The 22,903-nt window shown below is 68.2% G+C and carries 25 protein-coding genes and 2 pseudogenes; 8 read left to right on the top strand and 19 right to left on the bottom strand.

The window, feature by feature from the left end; all coding sequences use genetic code 11:
* Nucleotides 1-37: 37 nt before the first annotated feature.
* Nucleotides 38-372 (top strand): annotated as a pseudogene (locus tag DL519_RS47870) (IS3-like element IS987 family transposase); the annotation flags it as partial.
* 892 nt (nt 373-1,264) lie between these two features.
* Nucleotides 1,265-2,326 (top strand): LacI family DNA-binding transcriptional regulator, encoded by a 1,062-nt coding sequence (locus DL519_RS40910; RefSeq protein ID WP_190822921.1) that lies wholly within the window; start codon nt 1,265-1,267, stop codon nt 2,324-2,326.
* On the opposite strand, the gene DL519_RS40905 is transcribed toward DL519_RS40910, so the two are convergent.
* From DL519_RS40905 to DL519_RS49250, 3 genes and pseudogenes are all read right to left on the bottom strand, one after another.
* Nucleotides 2,270-2,455 (bottom strand): hypothetical protein, encoded by a 186-nt coding sequence (locus DL519_RS40905; RefSeq protein WP_190822919.1) that lies wholly within the window; start codon nt 2,453-2,455, stop codon nt 2,270-2,272. The two genes, DL519_RS40910 and DL519_RS40905, sit on opposite strands and share 57 nt — an antisense overlap.
* A gap of 389 nt (nt 2,456-2,844) precedes the next feature.
* Nucleotides 2,845-3,036, bottom strand: a complete 192-nt coding sequence (locus DL519_RS50775; RefSeq protein ID WP_223840486.1) for a hypothetical protein — start codon at nt 3,034-3,036, stop codon at nt 2,845-2,847.
* A 161-nt stretch (nt 3,037-3,197) separates the two neighbouring features.
* Nucleotides 3,198-3,902, bottom strand: a pseudogene (locus DL519_RS49250) (helix-turn-helix transcriptional regulator); the annotation flags it as partial.
* A 55-nt stretch (nt 3,903-3,957) separates the two neighbouring features.
* Here DL519_RS49250 and DL519_RS40895 point away from each other — a divergent pair.
* Together DL519_RS40895 and DL519_RS40890 are read left to right on the top strand one after the other, a co-directional pair.
* Nucleotides 3,958-4,497, top strand: coding sequence for an SDR family oxidoreductase (locus tag DL519_RS40895; RefSeq protein ID WP_449619132.1), 540 nt, complete (start codon nt 3,958-3,960; stop codon nt 4,495-4,497).
* Between the two features lie 11 nt (nt 4,498-4,508).
* Nucleotides 4,509-4,967 carry a tRNA (cytidine(34)-2'-O)-methyltransferase gene (locus DL519_RS40890; RefSeq protein ID WP_190822915.1) on the top strand — a complete coding sequence of 153 codons (459 nt, stop codon included), beginning with the start codon at nt 4,509-4,511 and terminating at the stop codon, nt 4,965-4,967.
* 13 nt (nt 4,968-4,980) lie between these two features.
* On the opposite strand, the gene DL519_RS40885 is transcribed toward DL519_RS40890, so the two are convergent.
* The 13 genes from DL519_RS40885 to DL519_RS40825 form a co-directional block, all read right to left on the bottom strand.
* A complete protein-coding gene (locus DL519_RS40885) occupies nt 4,981-5,685 on the bottom strand; it encodes a YwaF family protein (protein ID WP_223840085.1) in 705 nt (234 codons plus the stop codon).
* A gap of 224 nt (nt 5,686-5,909) precedes the next feature.
* The gene (gene metK, locus DL519_RS40880; protein ID WP_190824523.1) at nt 5,910-7,109 is read right to left on the bottom strand and encodes a methionine adenosyltransferase; all 1,200 of its coding nucleotides are present in this window, start codon (nt 7,107-7,109) and stop codon (nt 5,910-5,912) included.
* An 81-nt stretch (nt 7,110-7,190) separates the two neighbouring features.
* Nucleotides 7,191-8,456, bottom strand: coding sequence for a bifunctional phosphopantothenoylcysteine decarboxylase/phosphopantothenate--cysteine ligase CoaBC (gene coaBC, locus DL519_RS40875; protein WP_190822911.1), 1,266 nt, complete (start codon nt 8,454-8,456; stop codon nt 7,191-7,193).
* Nucleotides 8,453-8,746 carry a DNA-directed RNA polymerase subunit omega gene (gene rpoZ / locus DL519_RS40870; RefSeq protein ID WP_168584545.1) on the bottom strand — a complete coding sequence of 98 codons (294 nt, stop codon included), beginning with the start codon at nt 8,744-8,746 and terminating at the stop codon, nt 8,453-8,455. The genes coaBC and rpoZ overlap by 4 nt, the downstream gene beginning before the upstream one ends.
* Nucleotides 8,747-8,826: 80 nt before the next feature.
* Entirely contained in the window at nt 8,827-9,429 is a 603-nt protein-coding gene (gene gmk, locus DL519_RS40865; protein ID WP_190822908.1) for a guanylate kinase, read from the bottom strand.
* Nucleotides 9,426-9,743, bottom strand: coding sequence for an integration host factor, actinobacterial type (gene mihF / locus DL519_RS40860; protein WP_190824522.1), 318 nt, complete (start codon nt 9,741-9,743; stop codon nt 9,426-9,428). Before mihF ends, gmk begins: the two co-directional genes overlap by 4 nt.
* Nucleotides 9,744-10,097: 354 nt before the next feature.
* A complete protein-coding gene (locus DL519_RS40855) occupies nt 10,098-11,120 on the bottom strand; it encodes an ABC-2 transporter permease (RefSeq protein WP_223840084.1) in 1,023 nt (340 codons plus the stop codon).
* A gap of 59 nt (nt 11,121-11,179) precedes the next feature.
* A complete protein-coding gene (locus DL519_RS40850; protein WP_190822907.1) occupies nt 11,180-11,956 on the bottom strand; it encodes an ESX secretion-associated protein EspG in 777 nt (258 codons plus the stop codon).
* A gap of 76 nt (nt 11,957-12,032) precedes the next feature.
* Nucleotides 12,033-13,205: a hypothetical protein gene (locus DL519_RS40845; protein ID WP_223840083.1), complete on the bottom strand. Its 1,173-nt coding sequence runs from the start codon at nt 13,203-13,205 to the stop codon at nt 12,033-12,035.
* Nucleotides 13,206-13,274: 69 nt separating this feature from the next.
* Nucleotides 13,275-13,883, bottom strand: coding sequence for a DUF3558 domain-containing protein (locus DL519_RS40840; protein ID WP_190822903.1), 609 nt, complete (start codon nt 13,881-13,883; stop codon nt 13,275-13,277).
* A complete protein-coding gene (locus tag DL519_RS40835; protein ID WP_190822901.1) occupies nt 13,837-14,325 on the bottom strand; it encodes a hypothetical protein in 489 nt (162 codons plus the stop codon). Before DL519_RS40835 ends, DL519_RS40840 begins: the two co-directional genes overlap by 47 nt.
* 177 nt (nt 14,326-14,502) lie before the next feature.
* Nucleotides 14,503-14,727 (bottom strand): DUF397 domain-containing protein, encoded by a 225-nt coding sequence (locus tag DL519_RS40830; RefSeq protein ID WP_190822899.1) that lies wholly within the window; start codon nt 14,725-14,727, stop codon nt 14,503-14,505.
* Nucleotides 14,727-15,578: a helix-turn-helix domain-containing protein gene (locus tag DL519_RS40825; protein ID WP_190822897.1), complete on the bottom strand. Its 852-nt coding sequence runs from the start codon at nt 15,576-15,578 to the stop codon at nt 14,727-14,729. Before DL519_RS40825 ends, DL519_RS40830 begins: the two co-directional genes overlap by 1 nt.
* Nucleotides 15,579-15,740: 162 nt before the next feature.
* Between DL519_RS40825 and DL519_RS40820 the strand changes: the two genes are divergently transcribed.
* Together DL519_RS40820 and DL519_RS40815 are read left to right on the top strand one after the other, a co-directional pair.
* Nucleotides 15,741-15,956 carry a hypothetical protein gene (locus DL519_RS40820; protein ID WP_190822895.1) on the top strand — a complete coding sequence of 72 codons (216 nt, stop codon included), beginning with the start codon at nt 15,741-15,743 and terminating at the stop codon, nt 15,954-15,956.
* Between the two features lie 383 nt (nt 15,957-16,339).
* Nucleotides 16,340-16,810 carry a hypothetical protein gene (locus DL519_RS40815; protein WP_190822893.1) on the top strand — a complete coding sequence of 157 codons (471 nt, stop codon included), beginning with the start codon at nt 16,340-16,342 and terminating at the stop codon, nt 16,808-16,810.
* Nucleotides 16,811-17,167: 357 nt separating this feature from the next.
* Here the strand turns inward: DL519_RS40815 and DL519_RS40810 are convergent, their stop codons facing one another.
* Nucleotides 17,168-17,623: a putative periplasmic lipoprotein gene (locus DL519_RS40810; protein WP_190822891.1), complete on the bottom strand. Its 456-nt coding sequence runs from the start codon at nt 17,621-17,623 to the stop codon at nt 17,168-17,170.
* On the bottom strand, nt 17,620-18,816 hold the full coding sequence (locus DL519_RS40805; RefSeq protein WP_190822889.1) for a serine/threonine-protein kinase: 1,197 nt from the start codon (nt 18,814-18,816) through the stop codon (nt 17,620-17,622). Before DL519_RS40805 ends, DL519_RS40810 begins: the two co-directional genes overlap by 4 nt.
* Nucleotides 18,817-19,365: 549 nt before the next feature.
* On the opposite strand from DL519_RS40805, the gene DL519_RS40800 reads away from it, so the two are divergent.
* Together DL519_RS40800 and DL519_RS40795 are read left to right on the top strand one after the other, a co-directional pair.
* A complete protein-coding gene (locus DL519_RS40800) occupies nt 19,366-21,222 on the top strand; it encodes an ABC transporter ATP-binding protein (protein WP_190822887.1) in 1,857 nt (618 codons plus the stop codon).
* 46 nt (nt 21,223-21,268) lie between these two features.
* Nucleotides 21,269-22,177, top strand: coding sequence for a serine/threonine-protein kinase (locus DL519_RS40795; protein WP_223840082.1), 909 nt, complete (start codon nt 21,269-21,271; stop codon nt 22,175-22,177).
* 29 nt (nt 22,178-22,206) lie between these two features.
* Here the strand turns inward: DL519_RS40795 and DL519_RS40790 are convergent, their stop codons facing one another.
* On the bottom strand, nt 22,207-22,902 hold the full coding sequence (locus tag DL519_RS40790; RefSeq protein ID WP_190822883.1) for a hypothetical protein: 696 nt from the start codon (nt 22,900-22,902) through the stop codon (nt 22,207-22,209).
* Between the last annotated feature and the right edge of the window lies 1 nt (nt 22,903).

Below are 22,903 nucleotides of genomic sequence, written 5' to 3'. Positions count from 1 at the left end.
GAAGTACCCGCCGGAGTGACGTGAGCGGGCTGTGCGGATGTTCGCCGAGGCTCGTGAGGAGCACGCCCCGCAGCGGTCGGCGATCCAGGCGCTGGCCGATCTGCCGGCCGCTGGGACAGCCGAGACGGTGCGCAGATGGGTTCGCCACAGCGAGATCGAAACCGGGGCGTGTGCGGGTGTAACGTCCGAAGAGCCGGCGGAGTTGCAACGGCTACGCCGGGAGAATACGGAACTCAAGCGTGACAACGCGATTCTCAAGGCGGCGTCGGCTTTCTTCGCGGCCGAGATCGACCGGCCACATCGCTGATCGCGGAGTTCATTGCAGAACACCAGGACCTCCGCCAGACCGGCCTACGGTGGCGTGTCGAGTCGGCCCGCTGTTACACGAGTAAAGGTCTCCGGCCCCACCTGGGCGATTCGTCTTGAGCGCGTTTGGCAACTCTAGCCAAGACACCTCGTCCGTGTCCTCCGGAACTGTGGGGCCGCCAGCAGAAACCAACGTTCCTGAACAAGCATCGCCCCTCACCGCTTCTCGTCATGCGCGCATTCGGCGTAGCGCACGCGACATCGGAGCGATGTTGCCAGCCAACACGGCATTCCGCCACAAAAGCCCGACAAGTGTGCCCCTTTCGCCCGGGCAATAGAAGAAAAGGGGCATCGGTCTCGCTCCGACTCGGAGGCTCGGAGCCGACCGCTGGGCCCACGAGTTGTTTCTCGTAAGCCGTGATCACGCCAGGGTCGCCGCAGTGGCCGCCGTCGGCCATCATCCGACGACGGGCCAGTTTCCCGGTGATGCCGGAGACCGGTAAAGCCGCCGCAGGATCGCCTCGACGGAGACGGTGCCCGCACGGATCGCGGTAGCGTATTTGATCACTGGTCGTACCGCTCGACGATGCAGTCCCATCGGATTGGGCGGGTCATCGCCGGCGGCACCGTGCCCACCGTGTGGTCACGGTGTTCTTCAGCTTCCGCGGCTTCCGCAGGTTCTGCGCCTCCGGAGGCGGTGCGGCGGCCGGTGGCCTTCCTGGCCGAGATCGCCACCGCCTCGGGTTCTCAGGCTGTACCAACCCGTCGGGGCTCTTGGCGAGGCCAGACCCCGGCGTGGCGAATTTGTATTCATGAGTCGGGGATCGGCGACCGTAATTCCCGCAGGGGGCCGCCACCCGCACCGCCACGCAGGACGAGCATGGAAACAGCCTGGTCTGGCCAAACATCGACCCGGTCCGGCAAGATCCGCCGAGTGTCCGAGCGTGAGGAGATGGTAATGCCGGGAGCGGTGCGGCCGACGATCGCCGACGTGGCACGGGCGGCCGGGGTGTCCCGGACGACGGTATCCCACGCGCTCAACGGGATCGGCAAGGTCGATCCGCGGACGCGGGAGCGGGTGGCGAAGGTTGCCGCCGAGCTCGGCTACCGCCCGAGCCTCCGCGCGCAACGGCTGCGCCACGGCCAGTCCCGGACCATCGGCCTGGTGTCGTCGATGCCGGTCGCGGTGGCCGGCGGCCCGTCCCGGCTGGGCTTCTTCATGGAGGTCGCCGCGGCCGCCGCCGAGACCTCGCTGCTGCACGGGTTCGCGCTGGTCCTGGTCCCGCCGGTGGAGTCCGACCCGCCGCTGGACTCCCTGGACATCGACGGCGCGATCGTCGTCGAACCCGACGAGGACGACCCGACGACCAAGCGCCTGCAGGCCCGCGGCGTACCGATCGTGACGCTGGCCAGGCAGCAGGGCACCGATCTCCCCCACGTCGACCTGCGGGCGCCGCTCGTCGGGCGGCTGCTGCTGGACCACCTGCGCGAGCAGGGCGCCCGCCACATCGCCCTGCTCGTCGGCAGCAGCCACCGCAACTCGTACGTGGACGCGGTGGACGCCTACCGCGAGTTCGCCGACCGCTACGGGATGGCGCCGCTGATCATCACGGCCGACGAATCCGGCGGCGAAGAGGCGGGGTGCGCTGCCGCCTCTTCGCTCCTGGACGAGCACCCGGAGGTCGACGCGATCTGCGCGACCGTCGATGCGTTCGCCGTGGGCGTGGTGCGGGCGCTGGCCGACCGCGGGCTGCGCGTCCCGGCGGACGTCATGGTGGCGACCCGCTACGACGGTCTGCACGCCCGCACCTGCACTCCCGCGCTGACCGCCATCGACCTCCACCTCGGGCAGGCCGCGGCCAGCGCCGTCGCACTCCTGCTGGCCAATCTCAAGCAGGAGACCACTCCGCAGGTGATCACCAACCCGGAGCCCGTCCTGGTCGTTCGCCGTTCGACGATGCGCTCACCCGGTGAACAGCAGCACGACGCCGGAGGCGATCGCGAACAGCTGCACCAGTAGCCGCATCAGCGGGCCGTCGAGGCGGTGGTGCACGAACCGGCTCAGCACCGCGCCGAGCGCCAGCGCGGGCGGCAAGAGCACCGCAGGCCACAGCTGGTCCAGCGCGACCAATGCGACACCTTCGGGCACTGTCAAGACCACCCGGCGCGCAACTCACCACGGCGAGACGGATTCGGGCCGCTCAGGACCCGTGAGCACTTTTCGGCGCTATAGAACCCAATTTGGGACTCGTTCTGCCTGGAGGCTCCGCAGACAGCCCCAGCGGGAGCGACCTGGTACCGCCTCGCCAATCGGGGTGAAGCGAACGGACTGTTCACCTCGATAGGAGCCTGTTGCAAAATTACGCCCACCACGGACCGTGATCGATCGATCACGGCTGAGATGGCCACTGGCGGACAAACGGCGGCGATCGAGACTGATTTGGTACTTCGGTTCAGTCGTTTTCGCCGAAAACGCAACAGGCTCATAGACGAGGCGAACGGTCCGTTCGCTTCAACCAGAACCCGCCAAATCAGCCTCTATTGAGGCTGTTTGATGGGAGTTGCGCTAGCGACCGGATCGGTCGCGACCGGCGAGAGCGAAGCGACCTGCGAGAGCGAAGCGGTCGGCGCGGCGGGGGTCGCGTCGGCGGGCTCGGGCGCGTCGAGCACGTCGAAGTCGAGGTCGAGGGCACCGAGGTAGACCGCGAGGAGCTGCGGGGGTGTCCGCACCCGCGTCGAGCAGGCAGGTCTCGTCGTCGACCGAAGCGACGAGCCACGTCGTCGGCGGCGCCCGCTGCACGACGACCTCAGCGGGCGCATGCACCCACACCCGCGCGCGATATGCCCACAACACCGCCGTGACGCCCCGCGCGACGTTACGCGGCGAAGCCGCCTTCCGGAGGCTCGCGGGGAATGAAGCGCCGCCCCGTCGGAATGCTCGGCGACAGGCGATCGACGCGGAAGCTCGGCCAGTCGTCGCGGTCGCAGTCCCAGCCGACCGGGTACCAACGACGCCCGGTACCAACGACGCCCGGTACCAACGACGCCCGGTACCAACGACGCCCGGTACCAACGACGCCCGGTACCAACGACGCCCGGTACCAACGACGCCCGGGCTGACGAGCCGATGCGGTTCGACGGTACGAACGCTCGCGGCGTCCTCGTGCGCGCGGTAGCCGAACCGCAGGCGCTCGCCGTCCAGGCACGCGCGCGCGATCGTGGTCAGCACATCGGCTTCGACGGCGGGCCCTCCCCCGGACACGGGCACCGTGTACGTCTGCAGCGCGTTGACCCGCTGCCGCAACCTCTCCGGCAGCACCTGCGGGCAGCTTGGCCAGCGCGCGAACCGGGGTCTCCTCGATCCCGGACACCGTGCCGCTCGCGCCGGTGCGCAACCCGATCGCGACCGCGACGGCCTCGTCGTCGTCCAGCAGCAGCGGCGGCAGCGCCGCACCCGCGCCGAGCCGGTAACCACCCGCCACACCCGGAGTCGCGTGCACGGGACAACCGAGGCTGCGCAAGCGATCGACGTCCGCGCGGACCGTCCGCGTGCTCATCCCAATGCGCGGACCGTCCGCGTGCTCACCCCAAGGCACGCGGCGCGGTCCGCGCCCGCCAGTCTCGTCGCGCCTGCTCGGCGAGCTGGACGTCTTGGTCAACAACGCCGGAATCCCGTCCACCACGCCGCTCATCGACATGCCCGAGGCCGACTACGACCGCGTCATGGCGGTCAACGCGAAGGGAACCTTCCTGTCGATGCAGCACGCGGCGCGGCGGATGCGCAACGGCGGGCGGATCGTCAGCATCTCCACGATGAGCACGGTGTGGGCCAGCCCGGGCGAATCCGGCTACGTGGCAAGCAAAGCCGCCGTCGAGCAGTTCACCAGCGTCGTGGCCAAGGAGCTCGGACCGCGCGGCATCATGGTCAACGCCGTCTCTCCCGGCCCGGCCGACACCGACCTGCTGCGCGGTGCCGTCGGCGACGAGGCCCTGGCCGCGACCGCGCACATGATCCCGCTGCGCAGGCTCGGGCGACCGGCGGACGTCGCCGATGTGGTGGCGTTCCTGGCCGGCCCCGATGCGCGGTGGGTCACCGGGCAGAACGTCCGCGCCGGCGGGGCTGGTGTGATCGACCTGCCCCCCATCACCGGCGGGGGCCTCCCCGGGCTGCCATTGCCGGACGCGGTGTGAAACGATTTCGGGTGTTTCACGTGGTCTTCTACCATCCCGAGATCCCGGGCAACGCCGGCAACGCGATCCGGATGGCGGCCGGTTCCGGCTGTGCGCTGCACCTGATCGAACCCCTCGGCTTCTCCGTCGAGGACTCGAAGCTGCGCCGGGCCGGTCTCGACTACCACGACCGCGCGGCCTTGCACGTGCACGCCGACCTCGAATCGGCTTGGCGAGCGCTGAACCCGCAGCGGGTCATCGCGTTCACCTCGAAGACCGAGCGCTCCTACGAGACGGTGTCCTACCGGCCAGGCGACGTGCTGCTGTTCGGGCCCGAATCCACCGGGCTGCCCGAGGACGTGCTCGAAGAGGCGACGTTGCAGGTCCGGATCCCGATGCTCCCCGGCATCCGCTCGATGAACCTCGCCAACTCGGCGGCGGTCGCGGTCTACGAGGCGTGGCGCCAGCAGGGTTTCGCGATGCCCTCGTGAGTGCGTGAACGGGCTAGAACCGGTTCACGCACTCACGACCCGCCGCCCTGGTCCACGGCCATGTCAGCAGGGCCCACGCGACCAGCGCGATGACCACCTCGACCGCCAGGTACCAGGGCCAGCCGCCCATCACGTCCAGCAGGGACGGGTTGTCCGGCTTCCGGCTGACGAAGCCGTAGTTGGTGCCCGCCCAGGAGTTGAAGACCAGCATCGCCGCGCCCCAGCCGACGGTCACCGCGGCGGCGAACCAGTAGCCGCGCCAGTTCGGCCGCAACCCGACGCCCCAGGTCAGGTAGGCCGCAGCCCAGATGACCAGCAGGTGCTGGCCCCAGAACTCGATGAAGTCGGGCGACGGGAAGTCCGGGGCGTCCAGCGCGGGCGTGATCATCGCCTGCGGGGTCAGCGTCAGCCCCCAGTAGTAGAGGAGCGCGTGGGCCAGCGGCCGACGGGTCCACAGCGCGACGGCACCGACAATCCAGGCTAGGTCGCAGAGCTGCAGCGGCAGCGATTCACCGATGTTCCAATGCGCCGGCAGGAACCGGTGGACCAGCATCGCCACGTTGAACGCCACGATCACCACGGCAAAGGTGCGCGTGAACACCACCTCGGTCCGCGGATCGCGGTTCCGGCGTCCGAGCACGACCAGCACGACGGCCCCGACGACGATCAGCGCCATGAGCACCCAGTGCGACGGGCCGTAGGGAACGAAGCGATCCACCGGAGGCGGCCCCATCCCCCAAGCGTAGGCACCGGGGTCCCCGCAATTTCAATGGAAATCGAAGGTCCGATTTCCATTGAAATTGCGGTCCACAACCACCACCAGCGGATCTCCCACGGTTTCAATTGAAACGTTTCAATTGAAACCGCAGATACCCCTGGACGGCGAAGAGGCACCTCCGACGGGGTGTCGGGGGTGCCTCCTCCGGACGATGCGGCGCAGGATCAGACGTTCGCGGCGGCCTTGAGGACCCCGGCGCGGTCCGTGCGCTCCCACGGCAGGTCGAGATCGTTGCGGCCGAAGTGGCCGTAGGCCGCGGTCTGGGCGTAGATCGGCCGCAGCAGGTCGAGGTCGCGGATGATCGCGGCCGGGCGCAGGTCGAAGACCTCGTTGATCGCCGCCTGGATGCGCGCCGGGTCGACGTTCTCGGTGCCGAAGGTCTCCACGAACAGGCCCACCGGGGCGGCCTTGCCGATCGCGTAGGCGACCTGCACCTCGATGCGGCTCGCCAGGCCCGCCGCGACCGCGTTCTTGGCCACCCACCGCGTCGCGTAGGCGGCGGAGCGGTCGACCTTCGACGGGTCCTTGCCGGAGAACGCGCCACCGCCGTGGCGGGCCATGCCGCCGTAGGTGTCGACGATGATCTTCCGGCCGGTCAGGCCCGCGTCGCCCATCGGGCCACCGACGACGAACCGGCCGGTCGGGTTCACCAGCAGGCGCGTGTCGGAGGTGTCGAGGTCGAGCTTCGCCACCTCGGGGCCGACCACCCTCTCGCGGATGTCGACGGCCAGCATCGACTCCAGGTCGATGTCGGCGGCGTGCTGCGTCGACAGCACCACGGTGTCCAACCGCACCGGCTGGTCACCCGCGTACTCGATGGTCACCTGGGTCTTGCCGTCCGGCCGCAGGTACGGCAGCACGCCGTCCTTGCGGACCTTGGTCAGCCGCCGCGACAGGCGGTGCGCAAGGGCGATCGGCAGCGGCATGAACTCCGGCGTGTCGTCGCAGGCGTAACCGAACATCAGGCCCTGGTCACCGGCGCCCTGCTTGGCGATCTCGTCGATCACGCCCTCGACGCGGGACTCGTGCGCGACATCCACGCCCTGCGCGATGTCCGGCGACTGCGAGCCGATGGCGACGTTCACGCCGCAGGAGTTGCCGTCGAAGCCCTTCGCGGAGGAGTCGTAGCCGATCTCCAGGATCTTCTCCCGCACGATCGTCGGGATGTCCACGTAGGCGTCGGTCGTGACTTCGCCCGCGACGTGCACCTGACCGGTGGTCACGAGCGTCTCGACCGCGACCCGCGAGCGCGGATCCTGAGCCAGCAACGCGTCCAGGATCGAGTCGCTGATCGCGTCGCAGATCTTGTCCGGGTGGCCTTCGGTCACGGACTCACTGGTGAACAACCTGCGACCGGTGCGCAGGTCCGACTGCTGACTCACAACTCTCCCTGGATTTCTTCGCGTAAAAAGACCCACAGCAGTGGCCCGACGTGCGAAGTCAGCCTACTGCTGGGGCAGCTGCCGGTTCACGGCATCCCACAATGTGGCCGCCAACCGCGACTTCGCGCCGAACGGGATCGGCTCCTCGGTGCCGTCGCCGCCCAGCAGCCAGCCAGCGTTGTCCTCGACCTCGAATGCCTGTCCGTCGCCGACGGTGTTGACCACGAGCAGGTCGCAGCCCTTGCGGGCGAGCTTGGCCCGGCCGTGCTCCAGGGCGCTGGTGGCCGGATCCCCGGTCTCGGCGGCGAACCCGACGATCACCGACGCGGCCGGCTTGCCCGCGTTCCGCGCCTCGACGAGCTCGGCGAGGATGTCCGGGTTCCTGGTCAACGCCAGCGGTTCCGGGTCCTGACCGGTCTTCTTGATCTTGTGCCCGGCCTGCGACACCGGCCGGAAGTCGGCGACCGCCGCGGCCATCACGACGACGTCCGCGCCGTCGGACTCCGCCAGCATCACCGACCGCAGCTCCTCGGCGGTGCCCACCCGGATCACCCGGGTCCCGGCCGGATCGACCAGGTCGGCGGTGTGCGCGGCGACCAGCGTGACGTCCGCGCCGCGGTGCGCTGCGACCCGGGCCAGCGCGTAGCCCTGGCGGCCGGACGAGCGGTTGCCGAGATAGCGCACCGGGTCCAGCGGCTCGCGCGTGCCACCGGCGGAGATCACCACGCGGCGGCCTTCGAGGTCGCGCGGCAGCGCGCGCGGTTCGGCCAGCAGCAGCCGGGCCAGGTCGACGATCTCGACGGGGTCGGGCAACCGGCCCTTACCGGTGTCCGCGCCGGTCAGCCGCCCGCTGTCGGGCTCGGCGACCACCACGCCGCGGCTGCGCAGCAGCGCCACGTTGTCCCGCGTCGCCGGGTGCTCCCACATCTCGGTGTGCATTGCCGGCACCATCAGCACTGGGCAGCGCGCGGTCAGCAGCGTCGAGGTGAGCAGGTCGTTCGCCTGCCCGTGCGCGGCACGGGCCAGCAGGTCAGCGGTGGCGGGCGCGACGACGACCAGGTCGGCCTGCTGCCCGAGCCGCACATGCGGGACCTCTTCGACGTCGGCGAACACGCCGGTCTCCACCGGCTGCCCGGACAGCGCCTCGAACGTCGCCGCGCCGACGAACCGCAGCGCGGCCTCGGTCGGGATCACCCGGACGCTGTGCCCGGACTCGGTCAGCCGCCGCAGAACCTCGCACGCCTTGTAGGCGGCGATGCCACCGCTGACGCCGAGGACCACCCGCGGGCGGCCCGGCGGCGCGGCCGCACCGCTGTTAACCGTCGTCACTCGCCTTCGGTGTGCTCAAGCACGCCCGCGTGGATCTCGCGGAGCGCGATCGACAGCGGCTTCTCCCGCGGACCCGGCTCCACCAGCGGCCCGACGTACTCCAGCAGGCCCTCGCCGAGCTGCGCGTAGTAGTCGTTGATCTGCCGCGCCCGCTTCGCGGCGTAGATGGCCAGGGCGTACTTGGAGCTGACCTGCTCCAGCAGGTCGTCGATCGGCGGGTAGGTGATGCCCTCGACGGTGTTGGTCGACGGGCTGCTGTTGAGCGCAGCCAGCGCGCTAGGGGTGCTCACGTGAGTGGCTCCTGCTCCTCGTGGATGTCTGCTGGGGCGGCAGTGGCGCGGTCGGCGCTAGCTCAGCGCGAAAGGCGCGGTCACTGCTCGCGGCCAAGTATCAATCGTAGCAATTCGCTGGTCGCTGCCTGCACATCGGCGTTGACGACCGTCGCGTCGAACTCCGATTCCGCCGCCAGCTCCTCGCGCGCGGTCACCAACCGCCGCTCGACCACCTCGGCGGGCTCGGTGCCGCGACCGGTGAGCCGGTCCACCAGCACCTCCCAGGACGGCGGCAGCAGCATCACCAGCTGCGCCTCCGGCATCGCCTGCCGCACCTGGCGAGCGCCCTGGAGCTCGATCTCCAGCACGGCCGGCCGGCCGGCCGCCAGGGCCTCCTCGACCGGTTTGCGCGGGGTGCCGTAGAGGTTGCCCGCGTAGCGGGCGTGTTCGAGCATCTCGCCGGCGGCGATCATCCGCTCGAACTCCGCGGTGGAGACGAAGTGGTAGTGCTCGCCGTCGACCTCGCCGGCGCGGGGCGCGCGGGTGGTCGCGGAAACGCTGAAGTAAATCTCCGGGGTCTGCCTGCGCACCTCGCTGAGCACGCTGGACTTGCCGACGCCGGAGGGCCCGGAAACGACGGTGAGCCGAGGCTCGCCCTGACGGACGGTCCTCGGCTCAGCGCCGGTTTGTGCGTCGATCACTCGCCGCTGAACTCGGAGAGCAGCGCCTTGCGCTGCCGCTCGCCCAGCCCGCGCAGCCGGCGGCTGTTGGCGATCTCCAGCCGCTCCATGATCTGCGCGGCGCGGACCTTGCCGACACCGGGAAGGGCTTCGAGAAGGGCGGAGACCTTCATCTTGCCCAAGACCTCGTCGTTGTCGGCGGTCTTCAGGACCTCCGCCAGCGTGGTTCCGCCTCGCTTGAGGCGCTCCTTGAGCTCAGCTCGGGCGCGACGGGCGGCAGCCGCCTTTTCCAGAGCTGCTGCCCGCTGCTCCTCGGTCAGCTGGGGAAGGGCCACCATGTCCTCCGTGATGTGGGGTTTCTCTTGATCGGTGCGGGCGACGCTACCGAGTCCGCTCTGCCGGGTTCCACTTGGGTCCCCGTTTTCGTGAGCAGGATTCATCCGGCTCGCCGCCCAGGCCCGTCTAGTGCCGCTCGTACGAGGCGCGCACGAGCATGGGGCCGCTGCAAGTACTACCAACAAAGCCGCTGAAGTGCACTAATCTCGGCCAAAACTCTTCGAATGTGTCCGATTTCCGCACAGTTGAGCCATGCCGGGGGTGTCATCGCAGGTCAAACCGGGGTGAAATGCCCCTCATCCGAGAAGTGATCAAGAACTCGACAATTCCGCTACGCGGAAGTTCCGCAACGGCTAGGCGGTGCGCCGACCGCCGGGATGGCGGTCGCGCCAGATCCAGAAGACGACGCAGGACGCCAACGCCCACGCGCCCAGCACCAGGAACGGGAAGACATGCTGGTAGCCGCCGAAGTAGACGGCGGTGTGCATCGCGTTCACCGACGCCCCGGGCGGCAGCCAGGCGCCGATCAGGCCCAGCGGGGACGGCAGCAGCGGCCAGGACACCGCGCCGCCGGACGAGGGGTTGCCGAGCAGCACCATCAGCCCCCAGGTCGGCACCATCGCCCACCGGCCCAGCAGCGTGTTGAACATCGTGAAGACCATCCCGGAGGCGAACATGGTCAGCGCCAGGATCAGCCAGGCCTCGACGACCGGGAAGCGGACCGCGCCCAGCAGCCAGTCCACCACGGCGATGATGGCGAAGCCGCCGAGCAGCGAGTAGGCGATCGTGAACCCGATCCGCTCGGCGGGCTTGAGCGTCTTGGCGTGCACGCTGAGCTGGATGGCGCCGACGAAACCGATGACGATCGCGGCCAGCGTCACGTAGAACAGCGCAAGCCCGCGCGGGTCGCCGCGCTGCAACGGCTTGAGGTCGGTGACGACGACCGCCATGCCGAGGCTCGCCCCGGCCTTCTGCCCCACCTGCTCCAGGAGCTGCGCGACGGACGCACCCGACGCACTGGCCACATCGAGCCGGAACAGGTCACCACGCAGATCGAGCACGCCGAACACGCGCTGCTCCTCCACGGCCCGCAGCGCCTCGTCGTAGTTGGACTGGTGGAGCTCGAACGCGGTGCCCGCGGCCTGCTCCATCTCGGCGACGAGCGCGGGATCGTGCCGGGTGCCGACGACGGCCAGCGGGACGCTGTGCGGCGTCGGATTGGCCATCGCGAGGGTGTAGGAGCCGGCGAACAGCGCAGCGGCTGCGGCGACGATGAGCACGAGCACGGTCGCCGGGAGGAACCGCGACTCCCGGAAGGCCCGCCACCACCCGCGCTGCACCTCAGCGGACACCATGCGATGACTGTAAGTGGTCAATCGCACACCGACCGGACTCCCGTGGTCGGCGGGATTCGTGAGGTGACGGCCTCCCCGGGTCAGATGGGTTTCATGAGGTCTTGGACCCGGGTGGCCATGCGCTGCTTGTCGACCGGGGCGACCGTCGTCCAGGCTTCCGCGCTGCGACGGCTGTTCTCGATGAGATACCAGCCCTTGGCGGTGGCGAAGAAGTTGGTGACCATCGGGGCCCGGTGCCGCTTGCCCTGGCCGTCCATGACGGACGCACCGAACTGGGCCCACGCGATTCGCTCGCCCCCGGCCATCTCCACCAGCGTCCGCGCGTCGTCGCGCCGGATCCCCTGCCGCGCAAGGCCTTCCGCCATCGCGCGGTCGGACTTCCCGGCGGCCTTAGCGGCCTGCTCCATCGCCTCGCTGCGCAGCGACACGGCCCGCCCGGGCCCGGCCTTGACGTCATCGGGCAGCACATTGAGCGCGGCCCGGACCATGGCGTCGGCGGGCAGGGCCTGCAGCCGGACACTCTGCTCGGCCTGCACCGCCAGTGTTGCGTTGTTCCGGACGTTGGCGACGAGCCCGGAAAGCTCCCGCTTCGCACCGTCGGGCTTGCGGTCGTTGAAGGTGACGTCGAAGGCCCGCTCGTAGCGCTGCAGCGGCAGGAACACGCCGTAAATGTCGTCTTCCCGCATCTCGTTGCCGAACCCCAGCGCGCGCAGCTCCTCCCACGCCCGCCGTTGCGCCTCGCGGCGCTCGGACTGCAAGATGCCTTCCGGGAGCACGTTCAGCACCAGCGGCTTGGTCCCCAGCTTGAAGTGCCTCCACGCCTCATAGAACGCCTGCTTGGACAGCTCGAATTTCACCGGTTTCTCCCCAGGCCAGTACGTGGGCGGCACCGAACCGGTGCCGCCCACGGCGTTTCCTGTTGTCGTCTACTGCTTACGTCTGGTCCCACTCACCGAAGACAGGCGGCGCGACCTTCGGCAATTCGTCGTCGAAGAAGCCGTGGTCGCCCTTGAGGTAGTCGGGGATCTCGTGTTCCTGGTCCTCCTCGCCCTGCTTGCCCTGCGGGCGAGCACCGGCCGCACCGGCCCCCGCGGCACCGCCGCGACCACCGGCACCACCAGCGCCACCGGGACCGGACCCGGGAGCGCCGCTACCGGGACCACCGATCCCGGCCCGCCCACCGGCACCGGGACCGCCGGCCCCACGACCACCGGCACCGAGACCACCCCTGCCCCCAGCACCACCGGCACCGCCACCGCGGCCGCCGACACCGCCAGCACCGCCGCCGAGCCCTGGCCGACTACCGGGGCCACCAGGCACGCCCGGGCCACCAGGCCCGCCGGGGTAGCCCCGCCCACCGTCGCCGACCGGAAGGCGCGGCTGCGGACCGGGAGTCCGAGAGGTGTCCGGCCGCTGCCACACGGGATTCGTGTTGCTGACATAGCCACTGCTACTGGTGTTCGCGGGGCCGGTGGTCGTACCGGTGCCCGGCCCCGGCGGCCCCATCCTGTCCGCCACCACCGGAGTCGCCGACTGGCTGGAGGTGCTGCGCGGCGAAACCTGCGGAACGCTCCCGACGTTGTGGTGCGGATTCTGCGACCCAGCGACGATGGTCTTAATACCCGCGTCCGGCGGCGTGAACACCGCACTCGCGGCGACCGTACCCTGCGACACATTGTCGTAGTTCTGGAACGCCTGTACAGCCTCCTGACGCAGCTTTTCGTTGTGCGCCTTGGCGTCCTCGGCGTCGGTCGAGCCGGTCCAGAACTTGTCCCAGCCTTCTTCGATCCAACTGTCGTCGGGAACTTCCTGTTCCTCGCTCTTGCCAGGGATCGAGGTCTGCACCTTTGTGAACGCATCGCCCTGATCCATCATCAGCTGCGACTGCGCCAAGGCGTTGTTGGCCGCGACCTCTGTCCAGAGCACGACCGGCATGGCCTGGTTCTGCATGGCCTCGCCGGACTCGGACTGCATGATCGCACCGACGGTCTTGAGCTTCTCCTCGATGCGAACCTTGAGCTCACGAAGGTACCCGTCTTCTTTTCCCCAGCCCTCAGACTTTCCGTACAAGCCTTGAGGCGAGCCATCGGCCACCCAGTCACGCATCTGCTCTAGCGACGCGCCCTCGAAATCTGAAGGTTCGATTTGTCTCGTGTCAGTCATCCTTGGGCCCCCTCACGCATCGGGAAGATTCTGGATCGCTGCCTGCGCGAACTTCTCCGCTTGCTGGCACAGGTCCACACCCGGGTCGGCCGTGCCTGTTTTTCCAGCGTTAGCGATCAAGAAGCCGTTGTCAGAAATGTCCGCATACAGCACGCAGCCAGTGCCGTCCTGGTACTCGACTCCTGGATACCCACCGAGATCTGCGGTCTTGGTCGGCTGAACCCGCTTTCCCACCTCGGCGTCGTACGAGGTTTGACCGCTGACCGCGACGAACACACTCCATCCGGGCGTGCCAGCTTTGCCCTTCTGGTACTTGCAGCCCATGCGACCGTTGGATTCGAGCTCGCGCGGTGCTTGGTCAGCACCTTCTCCCTGCGACACGGATTCCGGAACGATCGAGCACTTCTCCGCGACGTCTGTCGCCTTCGCGGGACCGCTCCGAGGCGGAGTCGGAGACTCCTCCGTAGCCGTCGGTTTTTCAGACGTCGCATCACCCCCGGGAGTCGTGTTCTCCGGGTTGCCGCCGCAGCCGGTCAGTACGAGACCGAAAATGATCGAACCAGCCACGAATACCTTACGCAAGTCTTCCTCCGCCGAAGCTATCTGCAGAATTCTGATCATCGAGACGTGTCTGCTTCGTGTTTTCCTTCAGGGTCGCTGCCGTCTGCGCGAACAGGTCAGCGAGCTGCAGATAGTTCTCCAGGTACCCACTTCCTCCCCCGGAAGCCACGTGGCTATAGATCGGGGCAGCTTGGGTACTAACCGGATCGCCTCCAGCAGGGTCCACAAGGGAAAGATCACGCACTTCGTCGGCTCGGTCCAACATCTTCTGCGCTTCGTCGTCGAAGAACCTGGCCAACTCGTCAACCTTGTCGAGGTCGATGCGCATCGACCCACCCGCAGACTGGGAGTGGGCCAGAGCTGCTTTATCCGCCGCGCGCGCGATGGTCGACGCCACAGCACCAACCGGGGCGATCCAGCCGCCTTGGTCTATCTGGTGTCGCATGTAAGCCTGGTCCGTTGCGTCGAACTGGACCTGGTTATCTTCCCCCTCGGCAGTCACCGCTGAACTCCCCTCGTCCGCGTGCCGTCGCGACGAGGGCGACGGTCATCCACTTGCCAGCGTGGCAAACGTTAGCGCACGCGAGCGGCTATGCAGACGAGAGTTGACGAAGACAGACTGCGGCATCCGGGTGAATTCACACCCGGATGCCGCTGAGGGGTTTCGGATCAAGGCCGTCTATGCATCAAACCGCCCTACGCGGAGGCCATCGACAAAGGAAGCCCAGGTCGCAGCGCCAAATAGAAGCGCGCCGCCGTCAGGATCCTTCGAGTCCCGGGCCGCGACAGCCTCTGCCACGAAACCCACCTCCACGCAATTTCCTTGCATGCTGCTTCGGCTGCTCTTCCGCCAACGGAGACGAGGCAGGTCTTCGCTTGCCACAGTATGCTCCTTGTCGATCATCACGTAAGGCCCTGCGCGATGGCCGCGACGAGCCCGATCGAATCTTCTGGCGGCAGAGCCATGTCGCGCAACCACTGAAGGGTTAGCGTTGTAGCAGCAACATGTTCAGCGGTCTCGACAAACGCACTGTTGCCCCGGTGTTCCAGGTATACGAGGGTCGGTTGGCTCGCGAACTCCAGTAGTACGAACGGCCCTTCCATACCCGGATGTGCGCCAAGCGATGTTGGAAGGACCCGGAGCGCGATGTTGTCGCGTTCTGCCGAGTTTATCAGGTGGCGCAGCTGGCGATACATGATGTCTGCGCTACCGACTGGCCGTTCAAGAGCGACCTGCTCGATCAGCACCTCAAATTCTGGAGCATCTTCGCGGCTCAGGAGGGCTTGGCGCCCCAAACGAGCCGACACGAGGGCGTCCAGCTCGTCAACGCCGACGTCGGGCTGGGTGCCTCGCCCCAGCGCCCCGATGTACTCCGAGGTCTGAAGCAAGCCCGGAATGAACATGGTCTCGTAGTTGCGGATGGAAACCGCTTCTTTCTCGAACCTGATCACATCCGACCACATCGCCGGCAAGCGACCATCCTGCACTTGCCACCAATTCGGCACCGCGCCACTGCGCACCAGAGCAAGGAGCTCTTCGCGGCGCTGCGCCGGGACTCGATATAGGCCAAGCAGAGCTGCTACGTCATCCGCTTGCAGCCCCCGCTGGCCGTTCTCGATCCTGCTCAGCTTTGACATCGAAAACCCAAGTGCCCCAGCGACTTCCTCTGCCCCGAGGCCGCTTCGCAGCCTCAGCTCGCGGAGCTCGCTGGACACCCTTCGGACCCTGACCGGGACCCCGACTCGTCCGTTCATCTGCCCTCCCACTTTCGGAATCGATCTGACCTCCCCTGATCACCATCACCGGTTGCCAGCGAGGCACGTAACCCAAGTCACTCGAAAGTATGTTTGCGTGCCCGAACGGGGACCCCGGAAAGTGTTGTCGCAAGCGAAATTCCGCTCCGGGAGGGCAGAAACATGTGCGCCAGCTGGAACATTCCGGCCGACGACCGACGCGCCGAGGTCATCGTCAGGATGCTCGTCCGCGACGAAGTCTCGATCAGCCAGGACCGCGTCGAAGTCGTGGTCGCGCGGCGACAGCTCACCGACCTCGCCGACAAGCTCTACTTCCTCGACCAGGCCTTCACCGCCGACGCCCGAGACGTCGTCGAAGCCCTTTGCAGCCAGGAATGACCGCACATTCACAATGGGGGCCACCGCAGCCTCCAAGGTGGTACGGCCAGCCGCAGCCGAGGCCAGTACCACCGCTGCCCCGAAAGCGGCGGAAGTGGCCGTTCATAATCCTCGCCGTCGTTGCGGTGCTGGTGGTCGGCGTCGGGGCTCGTATCGCTTACCTGGGTCTCAACCACGCTGACCAAGTGCAAGCACAGCCCAGTCACGAGGCAGACGCGAACACACGAACGCCCACCACTGAGCCGAGCGAGCCTCCGGCACCGCCCAAGCCTGGTGCCCCGGTCCCCTGTGACTCGGAGCGCCCGGGCAGCTACCAGTGCTTTCCAGACGACTTCAACCCCGACGCCGTGATGGACGGTGTCGCCACGGAGGGCTGGAGATGCTTGCGGGAGGGGGAGCTGACCGATGTCGGCAGTCCGGTCTCCGCGCCGCGACACTGCGAGGCCAAAGACAACGTCGGGCAGCCCTACACCATCCGGGCGCATATCGAATACCAGAGATTCCTCTACCATCCGGACGGCAAGCTCTGGGAATTCGACTTGGACGTGAGCACCTCTGCCTCGGCGCACAAGGGCGAGCGCACCTCCCGCGAGGACCCGCCGAAGGCTTTGGTCATGGTCTTCGGCATCACGGCCAAGCACATCTGGCAGGGCAGGCCCGAGCTGCTCAAGGAAGCCACCGACGCCTTCGAACAGATCAAGCCCCAGTGCGCGACATCTGCGGGGATGACGATCGACGGCGTGAGTGTGATCACACCATCCGGCTACAAGCTCAACTGCCACGGCATCGGAATGGGGGTCAGCACCGCAGATGCCGTGACGTATGGCCAGTCGTTGACGATCAAACCAGCCTGATACGCCCGGAAAGGTCGGCGATTTCGCGCGAAATCGCCGACCTACGCGACGGGGAGGGTTTCCAGGGCTGCTTCGGTCGTGCGCTTCGCGGCGTCGCAGCTGGTGCCGACTCGTGAGTGCTCGTTCCGGTAAGAACCGTCATCGTCACTCACGAGCCATTCGCTCCGCTCGTGAGTGATTTTTCCGGTAAGAATCGGAACGAGCACTCACGAGCCGGGCTGTCCGCGACGTCGACCGCGCCTGCGCGGTTGCGATTTCCCGGTTCAGCTCGGCGAGACTTGATCCGGCACCTGCGGTCTGGCGATTTCGCGCGAAATCGCCGGGGCTCCCCGCACCAGCGCTACGCGGCGGCAAGCATCAGCCCTCGTTACCGCCGCCTTTATGGCGCTGCTTTTCCCACTGCCTCTGCTGCTTTTCCCAATCCTTCTGGTCCTTGCCCGGGTCGTTCCCCTGCTGCTGGTCGGGCGGAGGATCCGGGGTGACCGTCACGATCACCGGCGGCGGGGGCTCGGGCAGCGGGAAGGTGCGCACGTCCTCGGCGACGCGGTCTGCCGCGGCGAGGATCACCCGGGCGTTGTCCGGCGCGAGCCTGCCCTGCGCCTGCGCGGTGGCGATCTGCCGGTTCAGCTCGGCGAGAGCGGCCTCGGCGGCGGCGCGATCGTTGCCCAGCGCGGCGGCTTTCACCGCCTCCACCCGCGCGCTGAGCTGCTGGCGCACCTGCGGATCAGCCGATTCGGGCGCGCTGCCGCAACCGGCGAGCAGCAGCGCGAAACCGGGCAGCAGCGCGAAAGCGGGCAGCAGAACGCGTTTCATCCTTGGACCAGCCTTTCCAAGTTGGCGAGATCCTCCGGCAAGCGCGCCACGCCCGCTGGGCCCGACGCCGGTCGCAGCGTCGGCGCGACAGGCGCTTCGGGCAACGAGAAATACGTGATAAGCGCGATCAGCAGCACCAGCAGCGCACCTCCGGCGAGCAGCAGCGTCCGCCGGTTAGACCACCGGTTCGGCCGCTCGGTCCGCAGCTCAGTGCGCAGTTCGGTGTGCAGTTCGGTGTGCAGTTCTTCCACCGGGAGGTGCTGCGTCATCGGCCGGTTCTGCGGCTGGGGCGGACGCGGCGGTTCGGTGCGCGGCGGTTCGGTGCGCGGCGGTTCGGTGCGCGGCGGTTCGGTGCGCGGCGGTTCGGTTGGCGGCGCGGCCGGAATCCGCGGGATCACCTCGGTAGCCGTGCCGCTGAGCAGGTCCGCGCTCTGCGCGGCGGTGGGCCGCCGCTCCGGGCCGGCGGCGGTCATCGCCAGCAGCGCCCGGTGCAGGTGCGCCGGGATGCCGATCGGCACTTCCGGCGCGCGCACCAGCCTCGCCACGGCGCTTTCCGCGCCCGCGCCGGGGTACTCGACCTTGCCCGTGACGCACTCGAGCAGCACCAGGCCGAGCGCGTACACGTCCACCGGGTGGCCGACGTCACCGCCGCTGACCTGCTCCGGCGCCATGTAGGTGGCGGTGCCGACGATGATCCCGGAGCTGGTCATCCGCGCTACCGCGTCGGCCAGCCGGGAGATGCCGAAATCGGTCAGGAAGGTCTTGCCGTCGTTGGAGATCAGCACGTTCGACGGCTTCACGTCCCGGTGCACGATCCCGTTGTCGTGCACGTGCGCCAGCACGGAGGCCAGCTGGCCGCCGAGGTCGGCGACCTGTTCCGGCGGCAGCGGCCCCTCGGCGATCACCTCGGACAATGTCGGGCCCTCGACCAGCTCCATGATCAGATAGAGCTCGTCCTCGCTGGCGCTGAAGTCGTGCACCGTGACCAGGCCGGGGTGGCTCAGCCCGGCCAGGATCCGGGCCTCCTCGGCGAACCGTTCCCGCCCGGCGGCATCGGTTCCGGAGCGGAAGCACTTGGCGGCGACCACGCGCTGCAACCGGGTGTCCATCGCCCGGTAAACGTCTGCCATGCCGCCGCTACCCAAGCGAGCGCCCAACCGGTAGCGCTCACCCAGCAGAGGCACGTCGTCCATCAGTCCTCCGAACCATCAGCTGAGAGAACGACCCTAGACGACCGCCGGCCGCCCGGGTCATCCCGGGCGAACGACCAGGCCGGTGAACAGCGACGACAACTGTTCCCGATCGCAAATAATCTTCTCGGGCGCGTAATCCGCGGAATTTGCCCCGGTGACAGTGGTGCGACCACCGATCCGACTCCGTCAGAAACCAACATCATCCGATGTTGCGACGAAAAAATCTGGCGTCCGGGGCGTTTGACCGCCGAGGGGATCGGAAAGCCCAGACACAGGCCCGAAAACGCTTGTCCGACAAGCGTTACCCCGGGGGGATTCGGGCCCTTCGCAATGAGAAAGACGACACACGAGGAGATGACATGGCAGTCTTCACTGGGCTCGCACCGGCTTGGGGCGGTCTTGGCGGTTTCAGCGGCCGTTGTTTCAGCAGGCGCTTTTGCAGTCGCAGATTCTTCAGCTTCAACAACGGGTGTTTCTGGTAACTAGATCGTTCGGCGGCGGCGTCTTCCGCATCTCGCGCCAGGTGCCGCCGCCGGATGCCCTCCAACCATGACGAACACCAACGTCTTCTCCAGAATCCGTTACCTGTTCGGGGTCAACACCAGCAGCCCCGGAGAAACGCCTGAAGCGGCGCCGCCGGTCAGCGTCCGCGAGATCTTCCGCCGCTTCTGGCCGTACCTGCGCCCCTACCGAGGGTGGCTGTGCGTGGTGATGGCGCTGATCTTGATTGCGCCCGTCCTGGACGCCGCCACCATCTGGTTCTTCAAGATCCTCGTCGACAAGGTCCTGGTGCCGCGCGACTTCAGCCTCTTCTTCGGGCTCGCGGCGGCCTACGTGGTCGTCACGCTGCTTTCCGGGCTGATCTCGTTCGGCGACCGGTACTTGTCCACCTGGCTGGCCGAGCGGTTCCTGCTCGAACTGCGCACCGACCTGTTCCGGCACCTCCACGAACTCTCCGTGGAATTCCTGGAACGGCGCAAGATCGGCGACACCCTGTCCCGGATCACCGGCGACATCGCCGCGATCGAGAACCTGGTGCTGTCCGGGCTGACCCAGACGATCTCCTACGCGTTCAAGATCGTGCTGTTCACGGGCGCGCTTTTCGTGCTGAGCTGGCAGCTGGCCATCGCGTCCCTGGTGACCATCCCCGCTTTCTGGCTGACCGCGCGGTTCTTCTCGCACCGGATCAAAGCCGCCTCGCGCGAGAAGCGGCAGCGCACCGGGTCGATCAGTTCCGTCGCGGAAGAGAGCCTGAGCAACGCCGCGCTGGTCAAGGCGTACGGGCGGGAGAACTCCGAAACCGACCGCCTGCACCGCGAAAACCTCGGCAGCTTCGCCGCCGAGCTGGTCGCCACCAGGCTCAAAGCGCTGTTCTCGCCGATGATCCAGCTCCTGGAGCTGGCCGGGGTGCTGATCATCGTGGGCCTGGGCACCTGGCAGCTGACCCAGAACACCATCTCGCTGGGCGGCCTGCTGGTGTTCCTCGGCTTCCTCAGCCAGCTCTACTCGCCGGTGCGCGGATTCGGCCAGCTCAGCAACACCGTCTTCGCGGCCGCGGCGAGCGCCGAACGCGTAATCGAGCTGCTCGACCAGCAGCCGACCGTGCACGACCCCGTCCGCCCGCGGCGACTGGACCGCGCGCGCGGCGTGGTCACGTTCGACGACGTCACCTTCCGGTACCCGCACGCGGAGCGCGACGTGCTGCACGGCATCAGCTTCACCGCGGCGCCCGGGCAGACGATCGCCCTCGTCGGCGCCAGCGGATCGGGCAAGTCCACCACCGGGAAGCTGCTGCTGCGGTTCTACGACCCGGACGCCGGCGCGATCACGCTCGACGGCACGGATCTGCGCTCGATGCCGCAGAAATCGGTGCGCCACAACGTTTCGGTGGTGCTCCAGGACGTCCTCGCGCTCGACATGAGCATCCGGGACAACATCCTCTGGGGGAAGCCGGACGCCACCGACGACGAGGTCGTGCGCGCAGCCCGCGCAGCCGACGCGCACGAGTTCATCACCGGGTTGCCCGACGGCTACGAGACCCGGGTCGGCCAGCACGGGCGGCTGCTCTCCGGCGGGCAGCGGCAGCGGATCGCCATCGCCCGCGCGATGATCCGCGACGCCCCGATCCTGCTGCTCGACGAGCCGACGGTCGGGCTCGACGCGGCCGCGACCGCACGCGTGCTCGCGCCACTGCGCCGCCTGATGGAGGGCCGCACCACGATCGTCGTGTCCCACAACCTGATCACCGTCCGGGACGCCGACCAGATCCTGCTGCTCGACGGCGGCCGGATCGCCGAAGCCGGCACGCACCCCGAGCTGATGGGCCGCGGGGGCCGGTACGCCGAGCTCTACCGGCTGCACGAACGCGATCACGCCGCTCCGGTCGCCGAACGGGAGACGGCTTGACCTCCGCCCCGCGGCCGAAGCGGGGCAGCCACCGATGGGAGTTTCGATGACAGCGATCAGCACTGCACCCGAGCCGACGGAATCCGCGCCGGAACCACACCCGCCGGGCTACGAAATCACTCCGGGTTACCGGGTCATCCAGCACATGCGCCGGGGACGGGAACTCGACACCTACGACGCCTGGAGCGAACAGCGGTACTGCCGGTGCTTCATCAAGTCCGTGCGCCCGGACCTGGCGCACCACGAGGGCGTTCGGGAGAGGCTGGAGCTCGAAGGTCGCCTGCTGCTGTCGTTCACCCACCCGCACATCGTGCGGGCGTACGACCTCGTCGCCGGCGAGCACGGTCCGGTAGTGGTGCTGGAAACCCTGTCCGGGGCGACGCTTTCGCGCCTGGTCGAAACGCGGACCCGTCGGCTCACCGCCGCCGAGCTCGCCCACCTGGGCCAGCACCTGTGCTCGGCGATGGCATACATGCACGACCGCGGCTACCTGCACCTCGACCTGAACCCGGGCAACATCATCGCGGACATGGGCAGGGCGCGCGTCATCGATCTCAACTTCGCCCGCCAACCTGGCCCCAGCCACGGCAAAGCGGGAACGCCCTGCGCCATGGCGCCCGAGCAGATCCGTGGCGGGATGCTGGGCAGGGAGACCGATGTCTGGGGAATCGGCCTGGTCCTCTACGGGGCGGCGACCGGAATCCAGCCGTTCGACGCCGGAACTTCCGGCGAACCGACGAACTTCGAGTCGATGCCGTCGTTGCACGCGCGGTGCCCGCAGCTGACCGTTCCGGCACCCCCGATCCGAACTCAGCGGCGGCTGCCCAAGGCGATGTCGACCGCGATCGACGCGTGCCTGCGCCTGGAGCCGCAGCAGCGCCCGGCGGTCGCCGAACTCGCCGAAGCGCTGTCAGCAGTTGCCGATCCCATGCCGGCAACCGGGGCGGAGTCGTAGCGTCAGGCGAACAGGAAGACCCCCACGGCTCAGCGGAGGTTCGAGTAGACGGTTTCGACCAGATCTGGGGCGTTGATCAGGCGGAACTCAAGGCTCGAGTTGTCCCCGAACTGGATCGCGAAGAACTCCACGGGGTCGAGTCCCCTGCCGCGCTCGGCCGAGGTGAACCGGCCGACTTGCCCGATCGGGATTTCCCACCACGTTTCGATCGGGCCGGCAGGTGGGGGTGGCTGCGGCTGGCCGCTGTCCTTCGACGCCTTGGCCTTGCCGAACAGGCCGCCCAGTACCCCGGAAGATTCCTCCGCCGGTTTCTGCTGCTCCGCGGCCTTCTGGAGGGCCTCGGCGCGCGCATCCGCCTCCACGACCACGGCCAGCCGGCGGTTGCTGCAAGCCAGCCAGGAGAAGTGCTTCCCGCGGCTCAGCGCGTCGCCGCATTGCGCGGCTGCCCGCACCGGGCTGTCGGTGTGGAACCAGCCCCACACCGCCGGGTCGTGCACCCATTCGTCCGCCAGGAACTCACCCGCCGAAAGGCGGGGGTTCACCAGCGGCCACGGCGGCTGCACGCCGTCGTCCTGCTGCGGGAGGTAAGGAACCTGCCGGGTGTTGCCGAGCGTCGCGCCGAACCAACCGGGCTTGTGCTCGCCACCCACGAGGAAGATGAGCTGCTCTCCGGGAGCGCACCAGCCGTCGTGGAGCAGGCGCAGAACTTTGGACCGATCCCTCATC

The organism is Saccharopolyspora pogona, assembly GCF_014697215.1.
Classification (GTDB): Bacteria; Actinomycetota; Actinomycetes; order Mycobacteriales; family Pseudonocardiaceae; genus Saccharopolyspora; species Saccharopolyspora hattusasensis.
The sequence above is the reverse complement of the archived record's forward strand: the minus strand, read 5'-3'. Positions and strand labels throughout refer to the sequence as shown.